Genomic DNA, 19,277 nt, shown 5'->3' with positions numbered 1-19,277 from the left:
CCTGTCCGGAAACAGATCCTTAGGATTAGTCATCTAAATCAGGTTGAGCCGACGCCTCAGTTGCTAGGCGCGCCTGTAACTGCTGATCGTAAGCGCGAGCACTTGGCAATAGCCACATGGCGAGACCACAGATCAGGGAGCCGAGGCCGCCGATGATAAACAGCTTTTCGACACCGATGCTATCGGCTAGGGGACCCGCAAAAATCAGGCCAACCGGTCCGGCAACACTGGTCAAGGAGTTGAGCACGCCTAGCACGCGGCCGAGTTGGTCGGCGGGGAAACTCTGTTGAATCATCGCCATCAACAGGGTGCTGTAGAACGGCGTCATGGCACCGGCTAAGGCGTTTAACACCACGAACCAGACGAAGCCGGTTTGGTTGCCCGGCAGAAAGCCACTGCCGCCAAAGGTCACGCCCATGGCGACGGTCGCCCAGAAGATGGGTTTCATCCGGTCGCGCCAATTACCAAAGAGGCCAATGATGGCGCCCCCGGCGAGCATGCCGACGGAGTAAATGACTTCGATCAGGCCGGCTTGGCCAACTGTGCCGTGGAAGTAGCCCATGGTCATCAGTGGGTACAGGCTGGCGGCGGGCATGAACATCAGCGTGAAGGCCGCACCAATCATGGTGATGGCCCAGAGGCCCCGCGTGTTGCGGAGTTTCATCAGCCCAAATTTGGCATCGGCCAGAACGTGGACCTTCTCGTCGATCACGGGATGCTCGGGAATCCGCACGAATGTTAACAGGCTAATCCCAATGATGGCGCCCAGAACGTCGACCAGAATCAAGAAATTCATGGGGACGATGGCAAAGAGAAATGCGCCCAGCGCTGGTGAAATAATCATGTTGGCCGATTGGACCATCCCCAGCTGTCCGTTGATCCGCGTGAGCTCATCGGTCGGGACCATGGTGGGCAGAATCGACTGGATCGTTGGCATCTGAAAGGTCTGCGCAATCGACCGGACCAGTAGCGAAATGAAAATTAGCCACAGGGGGAAGGTCGATTGGAGCGTGCCCGCAATCGATAAAATGATGGCGAAGACGGCGGCTACGATGTCTGGCACAATCAGCAGGGTCTTCTTGTTCAGTCGGTCAACGAATGGTCCCACGAAGGGACTGAGGAGCACCATCGGGAGCATTCCCAGCAGAGTGGCCAGACTGAGCACCGTCGCCGAGCCCGTTTGCTTAGTCAAGTACCAGATGATGGCGTACTGGACCACCATACTGGTGATGCCCGACAGAAACTGACTGGTTAAGAAGAGATAGATGTTGCGCCGCCAGTGCGGCAGGTGTGTGGTTTCCAAGGAGCGGACCCCCCTCATAAAATATTTAATAAATGAATCGCAGGTGGTTAAGCGTAGCATATTAGTTAAGGGGGTGCAAGAAAATTGACTCAACAAAAAACCACCTCGCACACAACGGTGAGAGATGGCTGATTTGGTTGATGAAACTGTGGTTAATGCTAGTGGGAGCCGGTCAAGTTTAAGCCGTTTGGTTGGTGGCCGTGTCGCGCATACTTGCGGGCACAAAACTATCGGGCTGGTGAGTCTTCATAATTTCTGCGTAATGATCAACCTTGAAGTTGATGGTCGACAGGTGTTCCTTAAGGTCAGCGATTTCGCGGAGCGTCCGTTCCTGTTGCGCTTGCATCATTTCGTAGCGTTCGGGCACGGTGCATTCCCCTTGTTGGACAAGATCGAGGTAGTGCTGAATCCGTTCGACGGGCATCCCCGTCCCGCGTAAGCACAGGATGATATGTAACCCTTCCAAGTCGACATCGTTAAACACACGGTTGTTGTTGGCGTCCCGTTTGACGTTGGGCAACATGCCGTGATCGTGGTAATAGCGAATACTATAGGTTGAAATGCCCATTTTCTGAGCAACTTCGTGGATGGTATAAGACATCTAGGTCCCTCCTCAAAAGGTTCGCGTTCGACTAACTCTAAGCAATGTTTTCAATCATACACGTTTGCTGGCATTTGCGCAAGCGTTTGCCTCGATTTAAAATTTAGGCACAAAGGGGTTGCCTTCAAGTAGGTCGAAGGGGGTACACTGCTGATAGATGAGGAGGGGTGATGGTGTGAGACAATTTAATGTGCAGTCTGCGGGTGAAGACTTTGTGCCACGGCTACCTTGGGCGACCGACCCCAGTGCTAGCCTGGCCGCGTTGTTTGGCCCAGAGCCACGGGACCTGTTGATCCAGGATACAGCAACCGACGAGCTCACCATCGTTCCTCAGGTGTCGTTGGAGGACCTGATTGAAAAATTGGGGCACTCCGTCTACGGCCGTCTCGGCAATCAGCTGTTGGCGGCACTGCCAGTCACGACGCCGGCGTGGCAGCCAACCGTCGCCAACTATCTACTATTAGACTTGGCTCAGGTGAGTCATGCCACGGTGCTAGCAGCGATGGGCGCGTTGGTTGGACTCGTCGTGGTTCAGCAGTCGGGTGGCCCAGCAACGCCGGCCAGGTTAGCGGGCATTGCCGGTCAAGCGCAGTGCTGGCTGCAAGAGATCGGCGTGACGGCCCACCAACTGCTCTTGCCAACGGGGGTCACGATTTTGCGAAAACTCCTGACCCAACTGCTCACGCAGAATCGCCAGTACGATGCCTACGCCCCAGCGGGTTGTGACACGCATGCGGGCCAACTTGTACAGGAGGCCGTGGCGTTGGCGCATGGCCAGCTGGAGGCGCTGCAGTTACCGGATTCGTGGCGGTTGTTGCGGGTCGCGGTTCAGGAACGGCAGTTGAAAAATTCTTAACGAGATAATGGTTGTGTGACTCAACGAATGGTGGGTCGCACTTTTTTATGCCCTTAAATATATCCGAAAATAATAACGCAATTTATATCGAATGTTCGTGTAAATGGAAAAATAAGTGGACAATATCATTTGATTAACGTATTCTGTAGAAAGAAAACGAATGTTGAAATAACGGGCAAGAAACGTGTGGAGGGTGGACGTCTGATGCATTGGTTAGCGGATCTGTTGGCAGCAATCGGAGTTGTGTTAAATGGAATTCCCCAAGGAATCATGGCGATGTCACTAGGCTTTGCGATATTTCCGACGATGTTTTCGTTTCTATTTGCTTCAGCGGTCAACGGGGCATTTGGCGCCGTGGCCCCCTTATCCTTTCAGGCAGAATCCTTAGCGCTGACGGGAAAGCTGGGCAGGGATTTACGCGAGCGAACGTCGATTATCTTAGGCGGTTCCCTGGTCATGTTCCTGATTGGGGTGACCGGGACCCTCACTAAAATTGTTGCGCTCCTGGGCAATGGCATCATGGCGGGGATGATGGCTGGTGTGGGAATCATGCTGGCGAAGATTGCGTTGGGCATGGCGAAACAGGAACGCCTGACGGGCTGGACGTCGGTTGGACTGGCCGCCGTGACCTATTTAGTGACCAAAGACTTAGTCTGGACGATTGTTTTGTCCGTCATCGGATCGAGTTTGGCCGCTGTCTTCATTACCCACTACCGTGCCGAGCTCCCGGAACACGTGACGGCTCGCCGATTTGTCTTTACGAAACCAATGATTAATCCCCGCGTGGTCCGTGGGGCGTTGAGTCTGGCCTGTCTGAACATTGGGGCCAACATTTCCTACGGGTTAATTACGGGGGAGATGACGGGGCTTAAGCCCAATCCGGTCAATCTGAACCTATTGACGATCACGCAGTCGTTAGCCGATATGGGCACCAGCCTGCTCGGCGGGGCACCGGTCGAAACGATTATTTCTGCAACGGCCAGTGCGCCAGAACCGGTGATTGCCGGGATCCTGATGATGCTGATCATGGCCGCGATTCTGGCGGTGGGTTGGTTGCCCCGGCTGGGAAAATACGTGCCGAGTGCCTCGATTGCTGGTTTCCTATTTATTCTGGGGGCCGTCGTGATTTTTCCGGCAGATGCGGCGACTGCCTTGCAGGGAAAGGATGCGACCGTGGCCGCGATTACCTTGGTGGTGACGGCCGTGGCCGATCCGTTTGCTGGTCTCTTAACCGGGGGCCTGTTGAAAGGGTTGTTACTAGTTGGACTGGGGGTCTAAGCGATGTTAAAAACGTATGAATTAAAGGTGGGACCCATCACGCGGCAGTTGCCCGTGGTGCCCATCAGTCAAGATTTAGCGATTGCCTCATTTGTGCTATTAGGGGATGCCGAGTTAACCGATTATGCCGCGGAACAATTGGCCCAGTTGGTGCCTAAGAAGTTTGATTATTTCGTCACATTAGAGAGTAAGGGCATTCCGTTGGCCCAAGAACTTAGCCGGCTGACCGATCACCCGCAATTCGTGGTGCTGCGAAAGGCCACCAAGGATTATATGCGGGCGCCCCTCAAGGTCCCCGTGACGGCTATCACGACCAGTGCGCCGCAGGAGTTGGTACTGGATGGCACCGATGCCGATCGGTTGGTGGCGAAGAAGGTCGTCATTGTCGATGACGTCATTAGCAGCGGGGGCTCGTTGAACGCCGCCCAGGAATTGTTGAAGCGGGCAGGAGCCACCATTGTGGGCCAGATGGCCATCCTGGCCGAGGGCGCCGCGGCGGACCGACCAGACATTCAGTACTTGGCCAAGCTCCCCTTGTTTCCCATCGATTAAACGGGTTAAACTGTTTTTGTCAGCGCCTCCGGGAAGGTGAAAATGAGACCGGTCCGCTGTGGGCGAACGTCTGGAGCCAAAGAGCGGTCTCCAGACTTACTTTGAGCCTCTGAAAAGCGAGTCTCAAAGGTATCAATTGCCTAAGCGGCTCACGCCACTAAGGCAATTCCCACGGCTGGGCTCATTTTCACCTTCCCTGCGGTTGACACGGGTTTGACCCATTTATCAGTTGTCGCCCAAGCTATCCGTGAATAAATTTGATCAACGTTAAGTCTCATTACACACAAAACCACCTAGGTTCAACAACGCTCGCAGTCGTTGTTGGACCTAGGTGGTTTTTAATTTGCCTTGATGTCAGTCAGAGGTTTTATTTGAAGAGATAAACTTTGGATTCGTAAGGCCGGAGCGTGGTGCCTTGGTCGTCGGCGTAGTTGCCGATGAGCTTTTCACTGGCGTTGGCTTGGTCGTAGTCGCGGGTGACCGTCTGGTCGGTAAAGTTGCTGATGACCAAGAGGGTTTGCCCTTGATAGTGACGCTTGTAGGCGAAGACTTGTTCGTCGTCGGCATCTAATTCTTCATAGGTACCGTGAACAATCAGGTCACTACTGTGGCGTAAGGCAATCAACTGCCGGTAGTAGTTGAAGACGGATTGGTCATCGTCGACTTCGGCTGCCGCGTTGATCTTGGTGTAGTTCGGGTTTAAAGCGAACCACGGTTGGGCCTTGGAGAAACCAGCGTTCTTGGAATCATCCCATTGCATAGGTGTCCGGGCATTATCCCGGGACATGTGTGACAGGTATTTCAGCATCGTTGGTTGGTCGATGATCTTTTCTTCCTCGACGTTTTGCCGGTAGGCGTTCAAGCTTTCCAGGTCTTCGTACTGGTCGAGTGTGGTGTAGTGTACGTTGGTTTCGCCTAACTCCTCACCCTCGTAAACGTAAGGGGTGCCTTGGAGCATGTGAAGCGTGGTGCCCAGCATCTTCGCGGAGAGTTCCCGATAGGCTGGCGTATCGTTACCAAAACGAGAAACGGTACGGGGTTGGTCATGGTTGTTCCAGTAAAGACTGTTCCACCCCTTGCCATCTAAGGCTTTTTGCCAACGGGAGAGGGCGCCCTTTAACTCGGTCAGTTTGACGGGAGCGTCGTTCCACTTGCCCAGACGCGGGTCGGCGTTGGGGGACAGGCTGACGTGCTGGAACTGGAAGACCATGTTCAATTCGTTAGCTTCAAGCCCGGTGTAGGTGATGGCGTCTTCTGGCGTGGACCCAGGCATTTCACCCACCGTCATGACGTCGTAGTGGGACAAGACCTCGTCGTTCATTTCCCGCAGGTAATCGTTGAGCTTAGGGCCATCTGAGACCAGTGGCTCCACGTTACCGTAAGGGGCACCCGGTGCTTGGGGCGCATCCGGCAAACCGGCTGGCTTGGAAATTAAGTTAATGACGTCCATCCGGAAGCCGTCGACCCCTTTGTCCAGCCAGAATCTCATGAGACTCCAGATTTCTTGCCGAACCTTTGGATTTTCCCAGTTCAAATCGGGTTGACCCGGTGCAAAGAGGTGCAGGTAGTACTGACCACGCTTGGGCTCGAACGTCCAAGCAGACCCACTGAAGTAGGAGCCCCAGTTGTTGGGTTCGTGGCCATCGACGGGGTCGCGCCAGATATAATAGTCTGAGTAAGGATTGTCCTTTGACTGCCGACTTTGTTGGAACCAGTCGTGCTGATCGGACGTGTGGTTGACCACTAAGTCCATTAAAATCTTCAGGTCTTGGTGGTGGGCACTGGCTAATAATTTGTCGAAGTCGGCCATGGTGCCGTAAGCATCCTGAATATTGCGGTAATCACTGATGTCGTAACCGTTATCCTTGTCGGGTGACTTGTAAATGGGGTTCAACCAAATGACGTCGGCCCCTAATTTTTTAATGTAAGGCAGGCGTTGGGTCAGACCAGGGAGATCCCCAATCCCATCGTTGTTACTGTCTTGGTAACTGCGCGGGTAAACCTGATAGACGACGGCGTTTTTCCACCATTGCTTAGACATAGATAAAACCTCCTATAGATATTGCTAACTCTAGTTTACAGAATTTTCAGATAATTTAGGGTGAATAACACTCACAGCGACGGCCCCTAAGAGAAAGGCGATGCCGGCGATGACCAACATCCCGGGCATGGATTGACCAATGGCTGGGAAAATGGCGAAGCTGGCCAGGGAAGCGATGATTTGTGGCAAGCAAATCCCGCAGTTGAAGAGTCCCAGGTAGGCCCCTTCGTTTTTCCCGTTGAGTGATTCGGTGAAGAGTGACATAGCCTGTGTTTGCATGGTCAGGTAGCAGATACCAATCAGGCAGAATGGCAGGATTAATAGCCATTGTGAGTGGATAAAGTAGATCCAGATCATCCCAAGGCCACCCATAATCAGGCTAACCCGGAACCAGAATTTCCGTTGGTTCGGTTTGGTGTGAGACAGAACGGCAAAGCCCCAAACAACGGCGGCTAGTGACTGGATGCAGGAAAGAATGCCGAACCAGTTCCCAGCGGCTTGGTAACCGGCGGAAGCGGCGTTGGCCGTGTGCCAAACGTTGTCGGCGATGGCGCCAGTCCCGTAAGTCCAGAGGTATTGAATGGCAAACCAGTCGAACAGTTGCACGAAGGAAATCTCCCAGAAGGCCCGTGGTGCGGTCTTCACTAAGTGCCAGAGACTGGCCGTCTTTTGCTTGGTTTCCGCCTTGACGTGGTGGAACCGGTTATAGGTTTCGGGGTCGTATTCTTTAACGGAAACAATCGTGTAGACAGAGGTTATTAAGAGAATCGCGGCGCCAATGTAGAAGGCCATTCGCACGGACAGGGGCACAGTACCCTTAGCAGCCACGTTGGATACCCCAAACCAAGTTAATACGAATGGGAAGATTGTTGCCAATACCCCACCCAAGTTGGAGTAGGATTGTTGCCAAGACCAGGCCAAATCCTTTTGGTCTTCGTTGACCATATCCCCAATGATCATCTTGAACGGTTGCATGCAGACGTTAGAGGATAGGTCCATGAAGAGAATGGCGATGGCGCCAAATAACAAGGCGGCCAGTGAGGCGTAACCAAAGCCAAACGACCCGGCATTAGGCAACAGAATCATGACCAATGCGGCGATGGGCGCCCCAATCATGAGGTAGGGCATCCGCCGGCCGAACCGATTCCAAGTGATATCGGAGTACTTCCCAATCAAGGGTTGCACGACCATGCCGGCCAGTGGGGGCAACAGGAAGAAGAAGCCCAGTTTGGTTGGGTCGGCGCCAATCGTTTGGAAAATCCGGCCCATTTGTGAGGACTGTAAGGAAAAGGCCATGTTGACCCCGAAGAAACCAAACGTCATCGCGAAGATGGTCTTCAAGGGTAGTTTCGGTAGTGAGTTTTCACTGGCGGTCGTAGCTACGGTCGTCGGGGCTTGCTCACTTTCTAAGGCTGTATTTTGAGCCATAGTGATTCCTCCTTAAAAAATGAAAGTTGAATAATTGCTATCATCGGTTGAATTAATTAAGTAACCGCTTACAAGATGAATTCTAGCACTTTACGCAAACGTTTACAATGGCTTAAAATAAGAAAAGCAAACGTTTGTGTAAAATTACTGAATTTGTGGCAAATGGTTTTGTTATTTCACGCTATTAACGGTAGAATAGGACCTAGACATGAAAACGAAAAGGTCAGGTATAGAGAAACGACTGGCCGGAACCAGTAGTAGAAAATCAGAGGAAAGTAGGTGGTCGTGATGGCCGCAACGATTAAGGATATTGCGAAATTAGCGGGGGTCTCCACGGCCACCGTGTCGCGGGTTTTGGCCAACAAGTCGGCGTTCTTTAGTGAAGCGACGGCCACCAAGGTGCATGCGGCGGCGACTGAGCTGGGCTACCAGAAGAATACGGCGGCGGCCGAGTTGGTGACACGCCACAGCAATGTGATTGCGGCCGTGGTCAATTCGACCAAGACCAACTTCGCCAGTCAGATCATTGAAGGGATTCAAGCAGAAGCCCACCAGCATAATTTGAACGTGATTATTTTATACGCCGGGGATGCCGATTCGGCCCAACAACGCCGGGCATTGATGACGGTGATTGAGCGACCGGTGATGGGAATCCTGCTACTATCTGTGGACTTGGCGCCGGAAAATCTAACGCTACTTCAAGGTTCACAGGTGCCGTATTGTTTTCTCTCCATCTCTTTTGACGGGGAGCGTTTGCCGTACATCACCTCGGATGACTGGCAGGTCGGTTACCAAGCGACACAAGCGCTGATCAAACAGGGACATCGGCGAATTGGCTTGGCTGGCGTCGATAGGGACTTTCATACCGGCCGCCAACGGGTACTCGGGTATACACAGGCCTTGAAGGATGCCGGCATCACACCCAAGGCCGAGTGGATTCAGCTGGGCAATTACAGCTATGACGCCGGGCAGGCAGCGATGCAGGCGTACGGTGCGCAGACCGAACTGACCGCCATTGTGGGCGCTAGTGACATGGCGGCCATTGGCGTGATGAATCAGGCGCGTGACCTGGGCCTGCTGGTGCCCGCGGACCTCTCCATCGTGGCGATTGACGGCACGGAACTGTGTAGCCTGGTCCAACCGCAGCTAACCAGCGTGTCGCAAAACTTCTATGAAATGGGCATTGCGGGCGTTCAACAATTGCGGTCAACCGAGACGCTACCGCAGAAGATTACGCCAATCAAGTTAGTCAATCGCCAGAGTGTGCGGATGCTGCAGGCAGAATAAATAAATTGAATTGTGGCGTCGGAATGCTAAATTTCCGGCGCTTTTTTTACATCCATTTTAGCAAAACCTGTTACAAGAGTTAAAAATAGTGAGTCCTGATAGATTGGCGTAATATCAGTGCGTGTCATTAATATTTATGTCAGAACAAAAACATCTTGTATTATTAACCCGGTTGGACTATCTTTAAGATAGTTAGTTGGAATAACTATTTTGAGGAGAAAGTAGGGGATTCAGATGAGTCGGAAATTTGTTCAAGGAATCATCGCTGGGTTAGCCGTTGTGGCGTTTGGGGCAGTGGCTAGTCAGAGCATTACGGCACACGCTGCGACGTTGCCAGATAACCTGCAGGGAAATTGGTATGGGTACCTGGGCAATGCGCGTCATCATCACACGAAGTACTACTACGTGGAGCAGATTGCATTAACGGATTCTGGTATCGATAGTGACATTAGTTCGACTAAGAACGCTGATCTGTCAGATTTGACGTCATTTATAACCTCCGAGGCCAAGGTGACATTCAGTGTCAAAACGAAGCACAACCAAACCTTCTATCAGGCCAGAGCTTTAGGTGACCAGAGTAATTTAGGGAAATTCCGGCTGACGTCGGTCAAGGTGAAGGGTGTGAAGACCCCAGCGTTGGCTTGGGACCAGGACGGCGATACGAACTATGCCTTTAGTAAGGCCACGAAGGCGCGTTCCTGGGATATGATGGACTAGCGGAGAGGATGTTTTCTGATGAACAAATGGGTTAAAGGGTTAATTGTCAGTTTAGCCAGCGTCAGCTTCTTTGGCGTGGCCAGCACCATCCCCGTTCACGCTGCCAGCAAGGCGGTCGCCCTGCCAAAGAGTTACCGCGGCAATTGGTACCTTTACGGTGGTGGAGAAGCTGTCGGCAAAAAGAAAGCGCCCATCTTTTCGTATGCGCGCGTGAATTTGGCACCTAAGAAAGTGACGTATGGCGTCTACACTTCGAAGACACCGGCTCTAAATAAACCAGTCTGGCAAGTAGAGTTTGTCGCTCCACTGACCTACACCAAAAAGGTTGCCAAGAAGACCCACAAGGTTAGCTACCGGATGGTTCTGCGCATGACGTCCGGCACGCCGGCAATCACGTTAAGCAAGACTAAGGTTAAGGTCAAGATTCTGGGCAAAAAGGTGCAGGCCTTGCAGGTTAAAATATCTGGCACAAAATTTTACGCCTTCCGCCAACCACTACCTAGTCATTCCGTTGGTGACTTGTTGGATTAGACCGGTCGCGTTTAATGAAAAAATGATCATGGGGATGGCGGTACTGTCGAACGATGACAGCCTTTCGACACACGGTTGCCAGCTACCCCACAGACTTTTACAAATTACAATAAACGCAAAAACAGGTTCCAACCGGGGCGCACTTCAAACGCCGGTTGGAACCTGTTTCTACTATATAAAGAAGACATAGATAAGTCTGACAGATGGTGCTGGCTGATGAGGCCTGCCAACCGGACTACGAGGGGGGTCGTGGTCCAGTGGGACTAGGAGCTAATCAATCGTTACTTAGCAATGTAAGTCGTCTTGAAGTCGTAAGGCACACCGGCTGGGTTGTAGTTGATGTTCTTCACGTTCTTCCGTAACAGTTGGGACTTCGCAGCTTGATACAGGGGAATCGTCCCTTGATCGTTCATCAAGACCTTTTCGGCTGCGACCAGCTTGCTCCAACGCTTGGATGCTTGGTTCCCATCCTTGTTTTCGGATTCGTCGAGCAGTTGGTCGTATTGCTTATTGGACCAGCTGGACGTGTTGTAGCTAGAGTTGGATTCGTAAACGTCGAGGAAGTTGATGGGGTCGGCGAAGACGGATTGCCAGCCGCTCAAGGTCAGGTCGTAGTTCTTATTGTGTTGACGCGTGATCAGCTGAACGTAAGGAATCGTGTTGATGGAGACCTTCACGTTTGGCAGCTTCTGCAGCGAACTCTGGAGGAATTCGGCCGTTTGCTTGCTGGCGTCGGTATCGGAAACTAACAGGGAAACGTCGAGTGATTTCTTACCGGTCTGCTTGAGGCCCTTGGCCAGTAACGTCTTGGCTTCCTTCAAATTGTAGGAAACAGCGGATTTGACTTCGGCTTCTTTGTCGAAACCTTCGCCAGTCTTAGGATTGTTGCCCATGCCGGCTGGTACGAAGCCCTTGGAAACCGTTGAGCCATCCTGGAGCACGTCGTTGACCAGTTGCTTCCGGTCGATGGCCAGGGAGAAGGCCTTGCGGACGTTCACGTTCTTAAAGGCGGGCACGGTCTTTTGGTTCAAGCTCAGGCGTTGCGTCCCGGTTGGGAGGCGTTTAACGAAGTTTTCATTGTTCTTGTTGTTCTTCACTTGTTGGCCGTCGAGTAAGGTCTCGTCGGTCTTTTTGGCGTTAAATAAGTTGTAGCTGGTCGTGGTGCTCTTGGTCACGACTTCGTTGATCTTGTCGAGATGCACGGCTTGCTTGTCCCAGTACGTCTTGTTCTTAGCTAACGTCCAGGTAGTGCTGGTCCCGTTCCACTTGGTCAAACGGAAGGGCCCGTTGTAAACGGTCGTGGCGGACGTGGTGCCGTATTTCTTGCCGTATTTTTGAACGGCCTTTTGGTTGACCGGGTAGAAGAGGGGCCAGGCGAGGAGTTTCTTGAAGTAGGAAACGGGCTTGGTGAGGTGAACCGTCAGCTTGTATTTGCCATCGGCCTTGATTCCCAGGGAGCTGAGCGGCTTCTTGCCACTGTTGACGGCCTCGGCGTTCTTCACCTGGAAGAAGTAAAAGGCATCTTGCGAAGCGGTCTTGGGATCGAGCGTCCGTTGCCAGGAATAAACAAAGTCCTTGGCCGTGACCTCGTCGCCGTTAGACCACTTGGCCCCCTTACGGAGGTTAAATGTGTAGGTCTTGCCGCCGTTGGTCAGCTCGGTTTTGGTGGTCAGCGCGTTGGCTGGCGTGCCCTTACTGTTCAGGCGGTACAGGCCTTCCTGCGTGTTCTGCAGGACCGTGAAACTCAGGGTATCCGTGGCCTTGGCTAAATCGTTGGTCGCCAGTTCGGAGGATTCCGTCCAGTTCAATTCCTGCTTGTCCGCGTACTTGTTGCTGCCGTTACTGCTGCTGGAGCTGGACTGACTGCCACACCCTGCTAATGTTAAGAGGCTCAAAGCCGCCACCGTTAAGATCGTTCCCTTTTTCTTCATTCCAAACATCTCCTCAAAATAAAAATCGTCTTTATGTAATTGCTACATAAGGACGATTTCACTCGCGGTACCACCTTGTTTTATGGGGGACTCACATCCACCATCTCCGTAACTTCTGTTGCCAAAAGTCGGAAGCGGTAACGGGCTTCAACTCGGACAATCAGCTTTCACCAATTGTCAGCTACCAGGCTCATCTTCGCTGCTCCGTTGTAAGCCACCTTTTCAGCTACCGGTGGTCTCTGAACTTAGCGGGAACGGCTACTCTTCCTGGTGATGCGTTCGTGTATTTCTAATATGGCTCTAATAATAACGAGCTGGGGGTGGTTTGTCAACAGGGAAAATTCAATTTGTTTAAAGGCGTGGTAGCGGGGATTGTGGGGGTATATAGAAGAAACGGGATTGGGTGATTGGTAAATATAATTATTTTTATCATGGATTTCACATTTTAAAATTCGGGTATTTATACGGGGTAAAACGTGGTACTTGAATAGACTTCTTAATTGAATTTTACCCGACTGAGGAGCGGAGTAGACCTGACTTTGTGCCGCCATTTAAGTTGGGGAGTAGCTGATGTAGTCGCTGAATAACTAAATTGTGAATTTGATAACTGGTTAGACCACCGCTTACATAACTTACATTAATTACAAAACTTTCGTTATGTATATTAGTGAGCAAAGTCGACGTAAGATGAATTCATCAAAAGGAAAACATATGGAGGCGACACTAATGAATGTCCTTAAAGCAGTTGAATCAACATTCACGAATGCAGCAATTATTAGTTCTATTACATCGACGATTTTTATTATCTTACTTGGCTTCTTCCTACGGCGACGCGGAACGTTTGGCGAAAACTTCGGTAAAGTTTTAACGAAGGTCGCTTTAACGGTAGCTATTCCAGCCTTAGCCTTTAACTCATTTATGCAACCAATGGACGGCGATGCCTTTAAAGAAGGAATGGGCGTCTTGGTCTGGGGGATTGTGATTTATATTCTTTTGATCTTTGTAACGCCATTTATGTATCAGCGATATGTAAAAGGAGAACGTGAAGTTTTAGCAATCTTAACGACGTTCGGGTCAACCACGTTCTTTGGTATTCCAATTGTTGGTGCGGTTTATGGCGCCAAAGGGGTTATGTACAGCTCAATTTTTAACATCGGTTACCGAATCTTCCTCTACTCATACGCCTACATCAAGATGTCTGGCTTGAAGATGGAAGCCAAGAATATCAAGAAAATGTTTGCCAATCCAATCGTCATCGCCACGTTCCTTGGGTTATTCATGTGGTTGGGACAACATCTAGTGCCACAGATGACAGTGCATGCCGCTGTCAATGGCGTCCAGACCACGGCTTTAACCACGGTTGCTTTTTACCGAATTGATCAGACTGCGCTCTGGTTGTACAAGCCACTCTCATACTTGGCTAATCTTTCTTCCCCATTAGCTTGGTTGGCAATTGGTGTGACCTTAGGATCCATTTCGTTTAAGGATGCCGCTAAGGATAAGACCCCATGGTACTACTCATTAAACAAGGTCGTTATTGTTCCGTTGATTAACCTGGTTATTTTATGGCTATTAAACGTTACTGGGATTTTGTCCTTGAGCTTTGTTGCAGTAGCCACGATTGTTGTTATGATGGCAACGCCAACGGCTTCAGTTGCTTCTGCTTATGCGATTAGTTTTGATCGAGAAGCCGTTATGTCATCGAATGCGGCCTTTATTTCAACAATTTCTGCGGTGGTCATGATGCCAATTTGGATTGCCATCTTACAAGTTATTAGCGGTTTAGGAATTTTCCATTAATCTAGAAAGGGTGTAGTTGAGTATGACAAAAATTACAGCGTATGGCGTTCGGCCGATTGAAAAACCTTACTTCGATAAACTGAATAAATATAACTTTGACATGACCTATGTCGAGGACCTCTTAACGCATGAAAATGCCGACCAATCTCGGGGAGCGGACGCTGTCTTAGTTCGAGGAAATTGCGTCGCTGACCGTGAGAATTTAGAAAAATTTGCAGCATGGGGTATTAAAACTGTTTTTACCCGCTCCGTTGGTTACAATCACATGGACTTACAAGCAGCTGCGGACTTGGGTATTACCATGGCTCGGGTTCCGGGGTACTCACCCTATGCGGTTGCTGAGCTTGCCTTTACGTTAGGTATGAATTTATTCCGTCACGTTAACTTGGGAATCAGCCAAACCCGTCAATCTAACTTTAAAATTTCACCGGCGATGTTCAGTAAGGAAATTCATACGGCAACGGTTGGTATCGTCGGAATTGGACGAATTGGTTTTACTGAAGCCAAGCTGTACAGTGCTTTGGGTGCAAAGATTGTAGCCTACGATCCTTATCCATCAGCGGCTGCACAAGAATTAGCAGAGATGATGTCCTTGGAGGATGTCCTGCAGCAGAGTGACATTGTTTCCATTCACGTCCCTTATTTCCCTGGGAAAAATGAAGACTTAGTTGATGAGACGTTTATTTCTCAGATGAAGCCGGGGGCAGTTCTCATTAATACAGCTCGTGGTGAACTGGCAAACGTAGATGCTATTCTAAAAGGACTGGCTGATAAACAAATTAGTGGTTATGGCGCTGACGTCGTTGATGATGAAGTTAATATCTTAGGCCATAGCTTTGAGAACAGTGCAGCGATTCCAGATAAGGGTGTTCAGAAATTGGTTGAAGCCAATCCGAATGTCTTGATTACGCCACACGTTGGATCTTATACGGAGCCAGCGTTAGAAGATATGATTAGCATCAGTTACGAAAACTTCCACGAAGTCTTAACAACCGGTACGACCAAGAATGAAATCAAGGCTAAATAGCCATAATAAGCCCTCCTTTAAATTTGTTATTAATTTTAAGGGAGGGCTTATTGTATATACTTACGTCAGACGTGTAGTATGACAGGTGAGGTGGAGATATGGCTTTTATTAAAAAATACATCCCATTCTGGGGAATTGTGATTGCGGTCATGGCGGTGACAATTGGACTCTCAGTGCTAACGACAACAATCTTAATCCAACGAGATACGGCGGCGGAAAGTAAGCAGACAACCCAAGAACGGATTGTTAAAGTTGCACGGGCTACCGCGAAGATGCCAACGGTTAAAGATGTGATTCAGGCGTCTAACCAAGGCTCGAGTCGGAATTTACAGCGCTTCTCAAAGCGACTAATTAAACGAGATGATGTTGACTTTATTGTGGTCTTAAATCATGATTTAATTCGGTTGTCCCACCCCAATAATTCAGGCGTTGGCCATCACTTTAGTTCAATGACTGACCCACTTCCTGCCTTAAAGGGGCGCATTCACTATTCGCAAAAGACCGGGGTTCTGGGACCCGAATACCGTGTGTTTTATCCGGTGTATCGTGATGGTCGCGTCATCGGTGTCGTTTGCGTGGGGGTCACGCAGAAGAATCTGCATGACCAAATCATTAAAAGAACCCGGCCTATCTGGATTGGTGGCTTAGTGGGAATGCTGATTGGTGTGGTCCTTTCGATTCTATTGGGGATGTATTTACGGTACCTATTACTGGGAATGGAACCCAAAGAAATCGCGGAACGAACGGCACGCCAAGCATTAATTGATAATTCCTTGCCAGAAGGGATTGTTGCCATTGATAATCAAGGAAGGGTATTGTCGGCCAACCAGGTTGCCCAAGAGCTCTTTGAACCGAACATAATCGTTAATCAGAAAATTTCTTCGCCACTAAATAAGTTGTTATTTAATAGCGACAAACCGCGTTCGGCAGAAAATAGTGTGGAAGTTAATTTTCAAGATAAGCAATTATTAATTTCAACTAATGATTTAAGGGTTCGTGAGCGAAAAATTGGTCAAGTTTCTATGATCCGGGACATGTCTGAAATTTCTGGTCTGTTAAATAAATTAACGGGGACGGAGCATTATATTTCTTCGCTACGGGCCCAAACACATGAGTTTATGAATCAGTTGCAGGTAATCAACGGGCTGCTTGAATTAGAAGAATATACTGAGGTAAAGAAATTCATTCAACAGATTACGAACTCTTACCATGAGGACGTTGGCTATGTGTCTGAAAAAATTAAGTGGTCGGCGATGGTGGGCTTATTACTTGGCAAGAGTAAAGAAGCTAAGGAACAAAAAATTTCATTTGAAATCACGTCGGATTCTTATGTGCCACAATTGAAATTAGATAATCACGTTGAAATTTTAGTATTGCGAATTGTTTCCAATCTTTTGGATAATGCTTTTGCGGCGTTTTCACAGGTTAATGCGAAGAATCAAGTGACTTTGAAGCTAACCTACCTCGCGGCTGAAAGTAGCTTGGAGATTTGCGTTAGCGATAACGGGAGCGGTATTACACCAGAGGTTCGCGATAAAATGTTTGACCAAGGTTTCTCGACCAAGGGAGAAAATCGTGGTTATGGGATGACACTCATTAGCACGGCTGTTGATCGGCTGAATGGGACTTTGGAAGTGACTAGCAATCAACCACGTGGGAGTCAAATAACTGCTCGGGTTGAGGTAAAGGAAGACTAATATATGAATGCTTTGATTATTGAAGATGATCCAATGGTCCGGATGATTAATCATAAGTTTCTTAATCAAGTGCCGCAGTTTAAATCGGCCAATGTGAAAGAATGTGATAGTGCGGTTGCTGCGTTGGCATTGCCAGATTTGGCGGACTACGAACTTGTCTTATTAGATATGTATTTACCACAGATGAATGGAACAGAGTTCTTGGCGGAATTGCTTAAGCGACAACTACACCCGCAAGTGATTATGATGACGGCGGCTAATGATCAACAGACCCTTAAGGAAGCCGTGAATTACGGTGTGCTAGATTTCTTGATAAAGCCGTTTTCGTTTGAACGATTCCAAAAGGCAATAGATAAATATCTTAAAATGATTGTAGTGGATAATAAAATAACGGTTTCTCAAACGGACCTGGACAGCCTGTTCCTGGGGAGTAACCAGCGTGAGCAGGAGGGGAGCCATAAGGCACTGCCAAAGGGTCTAGCCAAACTCTCACTACGAAAAATCGTCCATGTTTTGCAAGACTTTGATGGTGACTTTTCCAATCAGGATGTCGCGGATAATACGGGCTTGTCACGAGTTTCGACGAAAAAGTATTTAGACTTTTTGGGTGGAATCGCCGTTCTATCTTCAGAGGTTGTTTACCAAAAGAGTGGGCGACCATTAACTAGGTACAAGATTGACCAGCAACAAGAACAGAAAATACGCGATTATTTATAAAATATAGCAAACAAAAAACGACACGCAGCCAACCGGCCAGCGTGTCGTTTCATTTCGAATAAGTATGCAATTACCCAGCGTAGGGCACAGGCTTACTGTAATAGTACCCTTGGGTCGTACCGGCGTTGTATTTCTTAGCCAACGCCACGTCGCTTTGGTCCTCGATGCCTTCCAGCGTGAAGCCGAGCTGGTACATGTCGGCAATCTTACGCCAGGAGCTGAGGCTCGGTAGCAATTCTTTTTGACGATGTTGAAGCCGGAAATTTTGCATGGCGAACTTGATATTGTCCATGAAGGGCAGGATGTCTTGCACAGCCGGGCACCATGGATTGTCCGTGCCGACATCATCCAAGCTCAACTTGATATCGAACGCCCGGTACAGGGCCACGTAACGGTGGAGTTCTTCCAGCAGAGGCGCTTCCGTTAACTCGACGATTAACTTCAAATTTTTGATGGATTTCTTCAAGTGGATCAAGTGGCCAATTGTCCGGCGGTCCGTGAATTGTTCACGGTTTAGGTTTAGCGAAATCTCGGGATTATCTTTGTGATCCTTTAAAATGTTCGTGATTTCTTGATAGGACAGTGACACCTGTTGGTCCATTGGAAGCGCTGTGAAATCGGTTGGCGTCACCCAGTAATCGTGACAATAAGAGCGTAATAACAGTTCGTAACCAGCTAACTTCTGCGTTGCCGCGTTTACTTGCGGCTGGACGAAAAATCGATACATTTTAAAAGAAAATCCCCTCTCTGCTAAAACAGTCTAAATAAACAATAGAGATTATTATACATCATTGCGCAATTAATTTACAGCCATAATGGTGCACGACTTTAGCAATTTGGCACCCCAAATTCAGCTGGTCGTCCGCTAAGTGAACGCGAACGACCCGTAAAATGGTGACACTTGGCTAATCTGCTAAATTCAGCTCGTAGGCGTGACGGAGGTTATCGCCGGGTTCGTCCACGCGAATCTCGCCACGGTATTGGTAGCCTAAGCTCCCGGCAATCGCCTGCATCCGCTGGTTCATGGCATGCGTGTCGATGCGGAAGTTGCGGACGCCTTCTTGGTAGGCTTGGCTGATCAGGTTAGAGAAGAAATAGTGGCTCAGGTGTTGCCCAGCAAAGCCAACGCTCAGGGCAATCCGGTGAATCGTCGCGTAGGGCGCCGTCGTGTTGTGCCAGCCCTCACCATCGATTTCGTGGTAGTTCGGGTCGTCACCGACCACCTGTGCGGCGGTTCCAGCCACTTGACCGTCAACCATCAACAGCCAGCTCTGTTGGGCCATGATATCGCGTCTGATGGCCGCTTCGTCCGGGTAGCCATCTTGCCACTGCGGACTGCCATCGGCCTTCAGCAGGGCCTTAGCGTTAGCAATAATGGGCATGATAGCTGGCACGTCGGCCGCCGTTGCCCGTTTCAAATAAATTAAACTCATTGTTCGTCCTCCATTTGGTACGTCTATAAATTCTAGAATACCACTTGCTAGAAAATTTGTGCACGAAAAAAACGGCTA

The 19,277-nt window shown here is 49.7% G+C and carries 17 protein-coding genes; 10 read left to right on the top strand and 7 right to left on the bottom strand.

The window, feature by feature from the left end; all coding sequences use genetic code 11:
• Positions 1-25 precede the first annotated feature (25 nt).
• Together ACEPST_RS04710 and ACEPST_RS04705 are read right to left on the bottom strand one after the other, a co-directional pair.
• A complete protein-coding gene (locus tag ACEPST_RS04710) occupies positions 26-1,303 on the bottom strand; it encodes an MFS transporter (RefSeq protein ID WP_275404321.1) in 1,278 nt (425 codons plus the stop codon).
• A gap of 178 nt (positions 1,304-1,481) precedes the next feature.
• A complete protein-coding gene (locus ACEPST_RS04705; RefSeq protein WP_203642659.1) occupies positions 1,482-1,904 on the bottom strand; it encodes a MerR family transcriptional regulator in 423 nt (140 codons plus the stop codon).
• 175 nt (positions 1,905-2,079) lie between these two features.
• Between ACEPST_RS04705 and ACEPST_RS04700 the strand changes: the two genes are divergently transcribed.
• The 3 genes from ACEPST_RS04700 to ACEPST_RS04690 all read left to right on the top strand — a co-directional run bounded on the left by ACEPST_RS04700 (position 2,080) and on the right by ACEPST_RS04690 (position 4,590).
• A complete protein-coding gene (locus tag ACEPST_RS04700; RefSeq protein WP_204120491.1) occupies positions 2,080-2,760 on the top strand; it encodes a hypothetical protein in 681 nt (226 codons plus the stop codon).
• 204 nt (positions 2,761-2,964) lie between these two features.
• Positions 2,965-4,038 (top strand): NCS2 family permease, encoded by a 1,074-nt coding sequence (locus ACEPST_RS04695; RefSeq protein ID WP_204120490.1) that lies wholly within the window; start codon positions 2,965-2,967, stop codon positions 4,036-4,038.
• A 3-nt stretch (positions 4,039-4,041) separates the two neighbouring features.
• Positions 4,042-4,590: a phosphoribosyltransferase family protein gene (locus ACEPST_RS04690; RefSeq protein ID WP_125764133.1), complete on the top strand. Its 549-nt coding sequence runs from the start codon at positions 4,042-4,044 to the stop codon at positions 4,588-4,590.
• 367 nt (positions 4,591-4,957) lie between these two features.
• Here ACEPST_RS04690 and ACEPST_RS04685 read toward each other — a convergent pair whose 3' ends face one another.
• Both ACEPST_RS04685 and ACEPST_RS04680 read right to left on the bottom strand, forming a co-directional pair.
• Positions 4,958-6,631: a glycoside hydrolase family 13 protein gene (locus ACEPST_RS04685; RefSeq protein ID WP_204120488.1), complete on the bottom strand. Its 1,674-nt coding sequence runs from the start codon at positions 6,629-6,631 to the stop codon at positions 4,958-4,960.
• A 30-nt stretch (positions 6,632-6,661) separates the two neighbouring features.
• Positions 6,662-8,059 carry an SLC45 family MFS transporter gene (locus ACEPST_RS04680; protein WP_204120487.1) on the bottom strand — a complete coding sequence of 466 codons (1,398 nt, stop codon included), beginning with the start codon at positions 8,057-8,059 and terminating at the stop codon, positions 6,662-6,664.
• Between the two features lie 288 nt (positions 8,060-8,347).
• Here ACEPST_RS04680 and ACEPST_RS04675 point away from each other — a divergent pair, with 288 nt between their 5' ends.
• The 3 genes from ACEPST_RS04675 to ACEPST_RS04665 all read left to right on the top strand — a co-directional run bounded on the left by ACEPST_RS04675 (position 8,348) and on the right by ACEPST_RS04665 (position 10,594).
• On the top strand, positions 8,348-9,346 hold the full coding sequence (locus ACEPST_RS04675) for a LacI family DNA-binding transcriptional regulator (protein WP_204120486.1): 999 nt from the start codon (positions 8,348-8,350) through the stop codon (positions 9,344-9,346).
• 234 nt (positions 9,347-9,580) lie between these two features.
• The gene (locus ACEPST_RS04670) at positions 9,581-10,063 is read left to right on the top strand and encodes a hypothetical protein (RefSeq protein ID WP_204120485.1); all 483 of its coding nucleotides are present in this window, start codon (positions 9,581-9,583) and stop codon (positions 10,061-10,063) included.
• Between the two features lie 18 nt (positions 10,064-10,081).
• Positions 10,082-10,594: a hypothetical protein gene (locus ACEPST_RS04665; protein ID WP_204120484.1), complete on the top strand. Its 513-nt coding sequence runs from the start codon at positions 10,082-10,084 to the stop codon at positions 10,592-10,594.
• 281 nt (positions 10,595-10,875) lie between these two features.
• Here the strand turns inward: ACEPST_RS04665 and ACEPST_RS04660 are convergent, their stop codons facing one another.
• Positions 10,876-12,525: a peptide ABC transporter substrate-binding protein gene (locus tag ACEPST_RS04660; protein ID WP_204120483.1), complete on the bottom strand. Its 1,650-nt coding sequence runs from the start codon at positions 12,523-12,525 to the stop codon at positions 10,876-10,878.
• 726 nt (positions 12,526-13,251) lie between these two features.
• Here ACEPST_RS04660 and ACEPST_RS04655 point away from each other — a divergent pair.
• The 4 genes from ACEPST_RS04655 to ACEPST_RS04640 all read left to right on the top strand — a co-directional run bounded on the left by ACEPST_RS04655 (position 13,252) and on the right by ACEPST_RS04640 (position 17,766).
• Positions 13,252-14,325: an AEC family transporter gene (locus ACEPST_RS04655; protein ID WP_395390542.1), complete on the top strand. Its 1,074-nt coding sequence runs from the start codon at positions 13,252-13,254 to the stop codon at positions 14,323-14,325.
• Positions 14,326-14,347: 22 nt separating this feature from the next.
• The gene (locus ACEPST_RS04650) at positions 14,348-15,352 is read left to right on the top strand and encodes a 2-hydroxyacid dehydrogenase (protein WP_204120481.1); all 1,005 of its coding nucleotides are present in this window, start codon (positions 14,348-14,350) and stop codon (positions 15,350-15,352) included.
• A 98-nt stretch (positions 15,353-15,450) separates the two neighbouring features.
• Entirely contained in the window at positions 15,451-17,049 is a 1,599-nt protein-coding gene (locus ACEPST_RS04645; protein WP_395390541.1) for an ATP-binding protein, read from the top strand.
• A gap of 3 nt (positions 17,050-17,052) precedes the next feature.
• A complete protein-coding gene (locus tag ACEPST_RS04640) occupies positions 17,053-17,766 on the top strand; it encodes a response regulator (RefSeq protein ID WP_204120479.1) in 714 nt (237 codons plus the stop codon).
• A 70-nt stretch (positions 17,767-17,836) separates the two neighbouring features.
• On the opposite strand, the gene ACEPST_RS04635 is transcribed toward ACEPST_RS04640, so the two are convergent.
• Positions 17,837-18,493, bottom strand: coding sequence for an EAL domain-containing protein (locus ACEPST_RS04635; protein ID WP_203642645.1), 657 nt, complete (start codon positions 18,491-18,493; stop codon positions 17,837-17,839).
• A gap of 178 nt (positions 18,494-18,671) precedes the next feature.
• Entirely contained in the window at positions 18,672-19,199 is a 528-nt protein-coding gene (locus tag ACEPST_RS04630; RefSeq protein WP_204120478.1) for a GNAT family N-acetyltransferase, read from the bottom strand.
• Positions 19,200-19,277: the final 78 nt, after the last annotated feature.

Source organism: Levilactobacillus sp. FUA 3915, from assembly GCF_044053135.1.
GTDB lineage: Bacteria > Bacillota > Bacilli > Lactobacillales > Lactobacillaceae > Levilactobacillus > Levilactobacillus lanxiensis.
The sequence above is the reverse complement of the archived record's forward strand: the minus strand, read 5'-3'. Positions and strand labels throughout refer to the sequence as shown.

Excerpts from the sequence above, each read along its gene's own strand:
- ACEPST_RS04655 (WP_395390542.1), top strand. The coding sequence starts at position 13,252 with ATGAATGTCCTTAAAGCAGTTGAATCAACATTCACGAATGCAGCAATT.
- ACEPST_RS04640 (WP_204120479.1), top strand. The coding sequence starts at position 17,053 with ATGAATGCTTTGATTATTGAAGATGATCCAATGGTCCGGATGATTAAT.
- ACEPST_RS04650 (WP_204120481.1), top strand. The coding sequence starts at position 14,348 with ATGACAAAAATTACAGCGTATGGCGTTCGGCCGATTGAAAAACCTTAC.
- ACEPST_RS04630 (WP_204120478.1), bottom strand. The coding sequence starts at position 19,199 with ATGAGTTTAATTTATTTGAAACGGGCAACGGCGGCCGACGTGCCAGCT.
- ACEPST_RS04665 (WP_204120484.1), top strand. The coding sequence starts at position 10,082 with ATGAACAAATGGGTTAAAGGGTTAATTGTCAGTTTAGCCAGCGTCAGC.
- ACEPST_RS04660 (WP_204120483.1), bottom strand. The coding sequence starts at position 12,525 with ATGAAGAAAAAGGGAACGATCTTAACGGTGGCGGCTTTGAGCCTCTTA.
- ACEPST_RS04675 (WP_204120486.1), top strand. The coding sequence starts at position 8,348 with ATGGCCGCAACGATTAAGGATATTGCGAAATTAGCGGGGGTCTCCACG.
- ACEPST_RS04645 (WP_395390541.1), top strand. The coding sequence starts at position 15,451 with ATGGCTTTTATTAAAAAATACATCCCATTCTGGGGAATTGTGATTGCG.
- ACEPST_RS04685 (WP_204120488.1), bottom strand. The coding sequence starts at position 6,631 with ATGTCTAAGCAATGGTGGAAAAACGCCGTCGTCTATCAGGTTTACCCG.
- ACEPST_RS04635 (WP_203642645.1), bottom strand. The coding sequence starts at position 18,493 with ATGTATCGATTTTTCGTCCAGCCGCAAGTAAACGCGGCAACGCAGAAG.
- ACEPST_RS04680 (WP_204120487.1), bottom strand. The coding sequence starts at position 8,059 with ATGGCTCAAAATACAGCCTTAGAAAGTGAGCAAGCCCCGACGACCGTA.
- ACEPST_RS04705 (WP_203642659.1), bottom strand. The coding sequence starts at position 1,904 with ATGTCTTATACCATCCACGAAGTTGCTCAGAAAATGGGCATTTCAACC.
- ACEPST_RS04695 (WP_204120490.1), top strand. The coding sequence starts at position 2,965 with ATGCATTGGTTAGCGGATCTGTTGGCAGCAATCGGAGTTGTGTTAAAT.
- ACEPST_RS04670 (WP_204120485.1), top strand. The coding sequence starts at position 9,581 with ATGAGTCGGAAATTTGTTCAAGGAATCATCGCTGGGTTAGCCGTTGTG.
- ACEPST_RS04690 (WP_125764133.1), top strand. The coding sequence starts at position 4,042 with ATGTTAAAAACGTATGAATTAAAGGTGGGACCCATCACGCGGCAGTTG.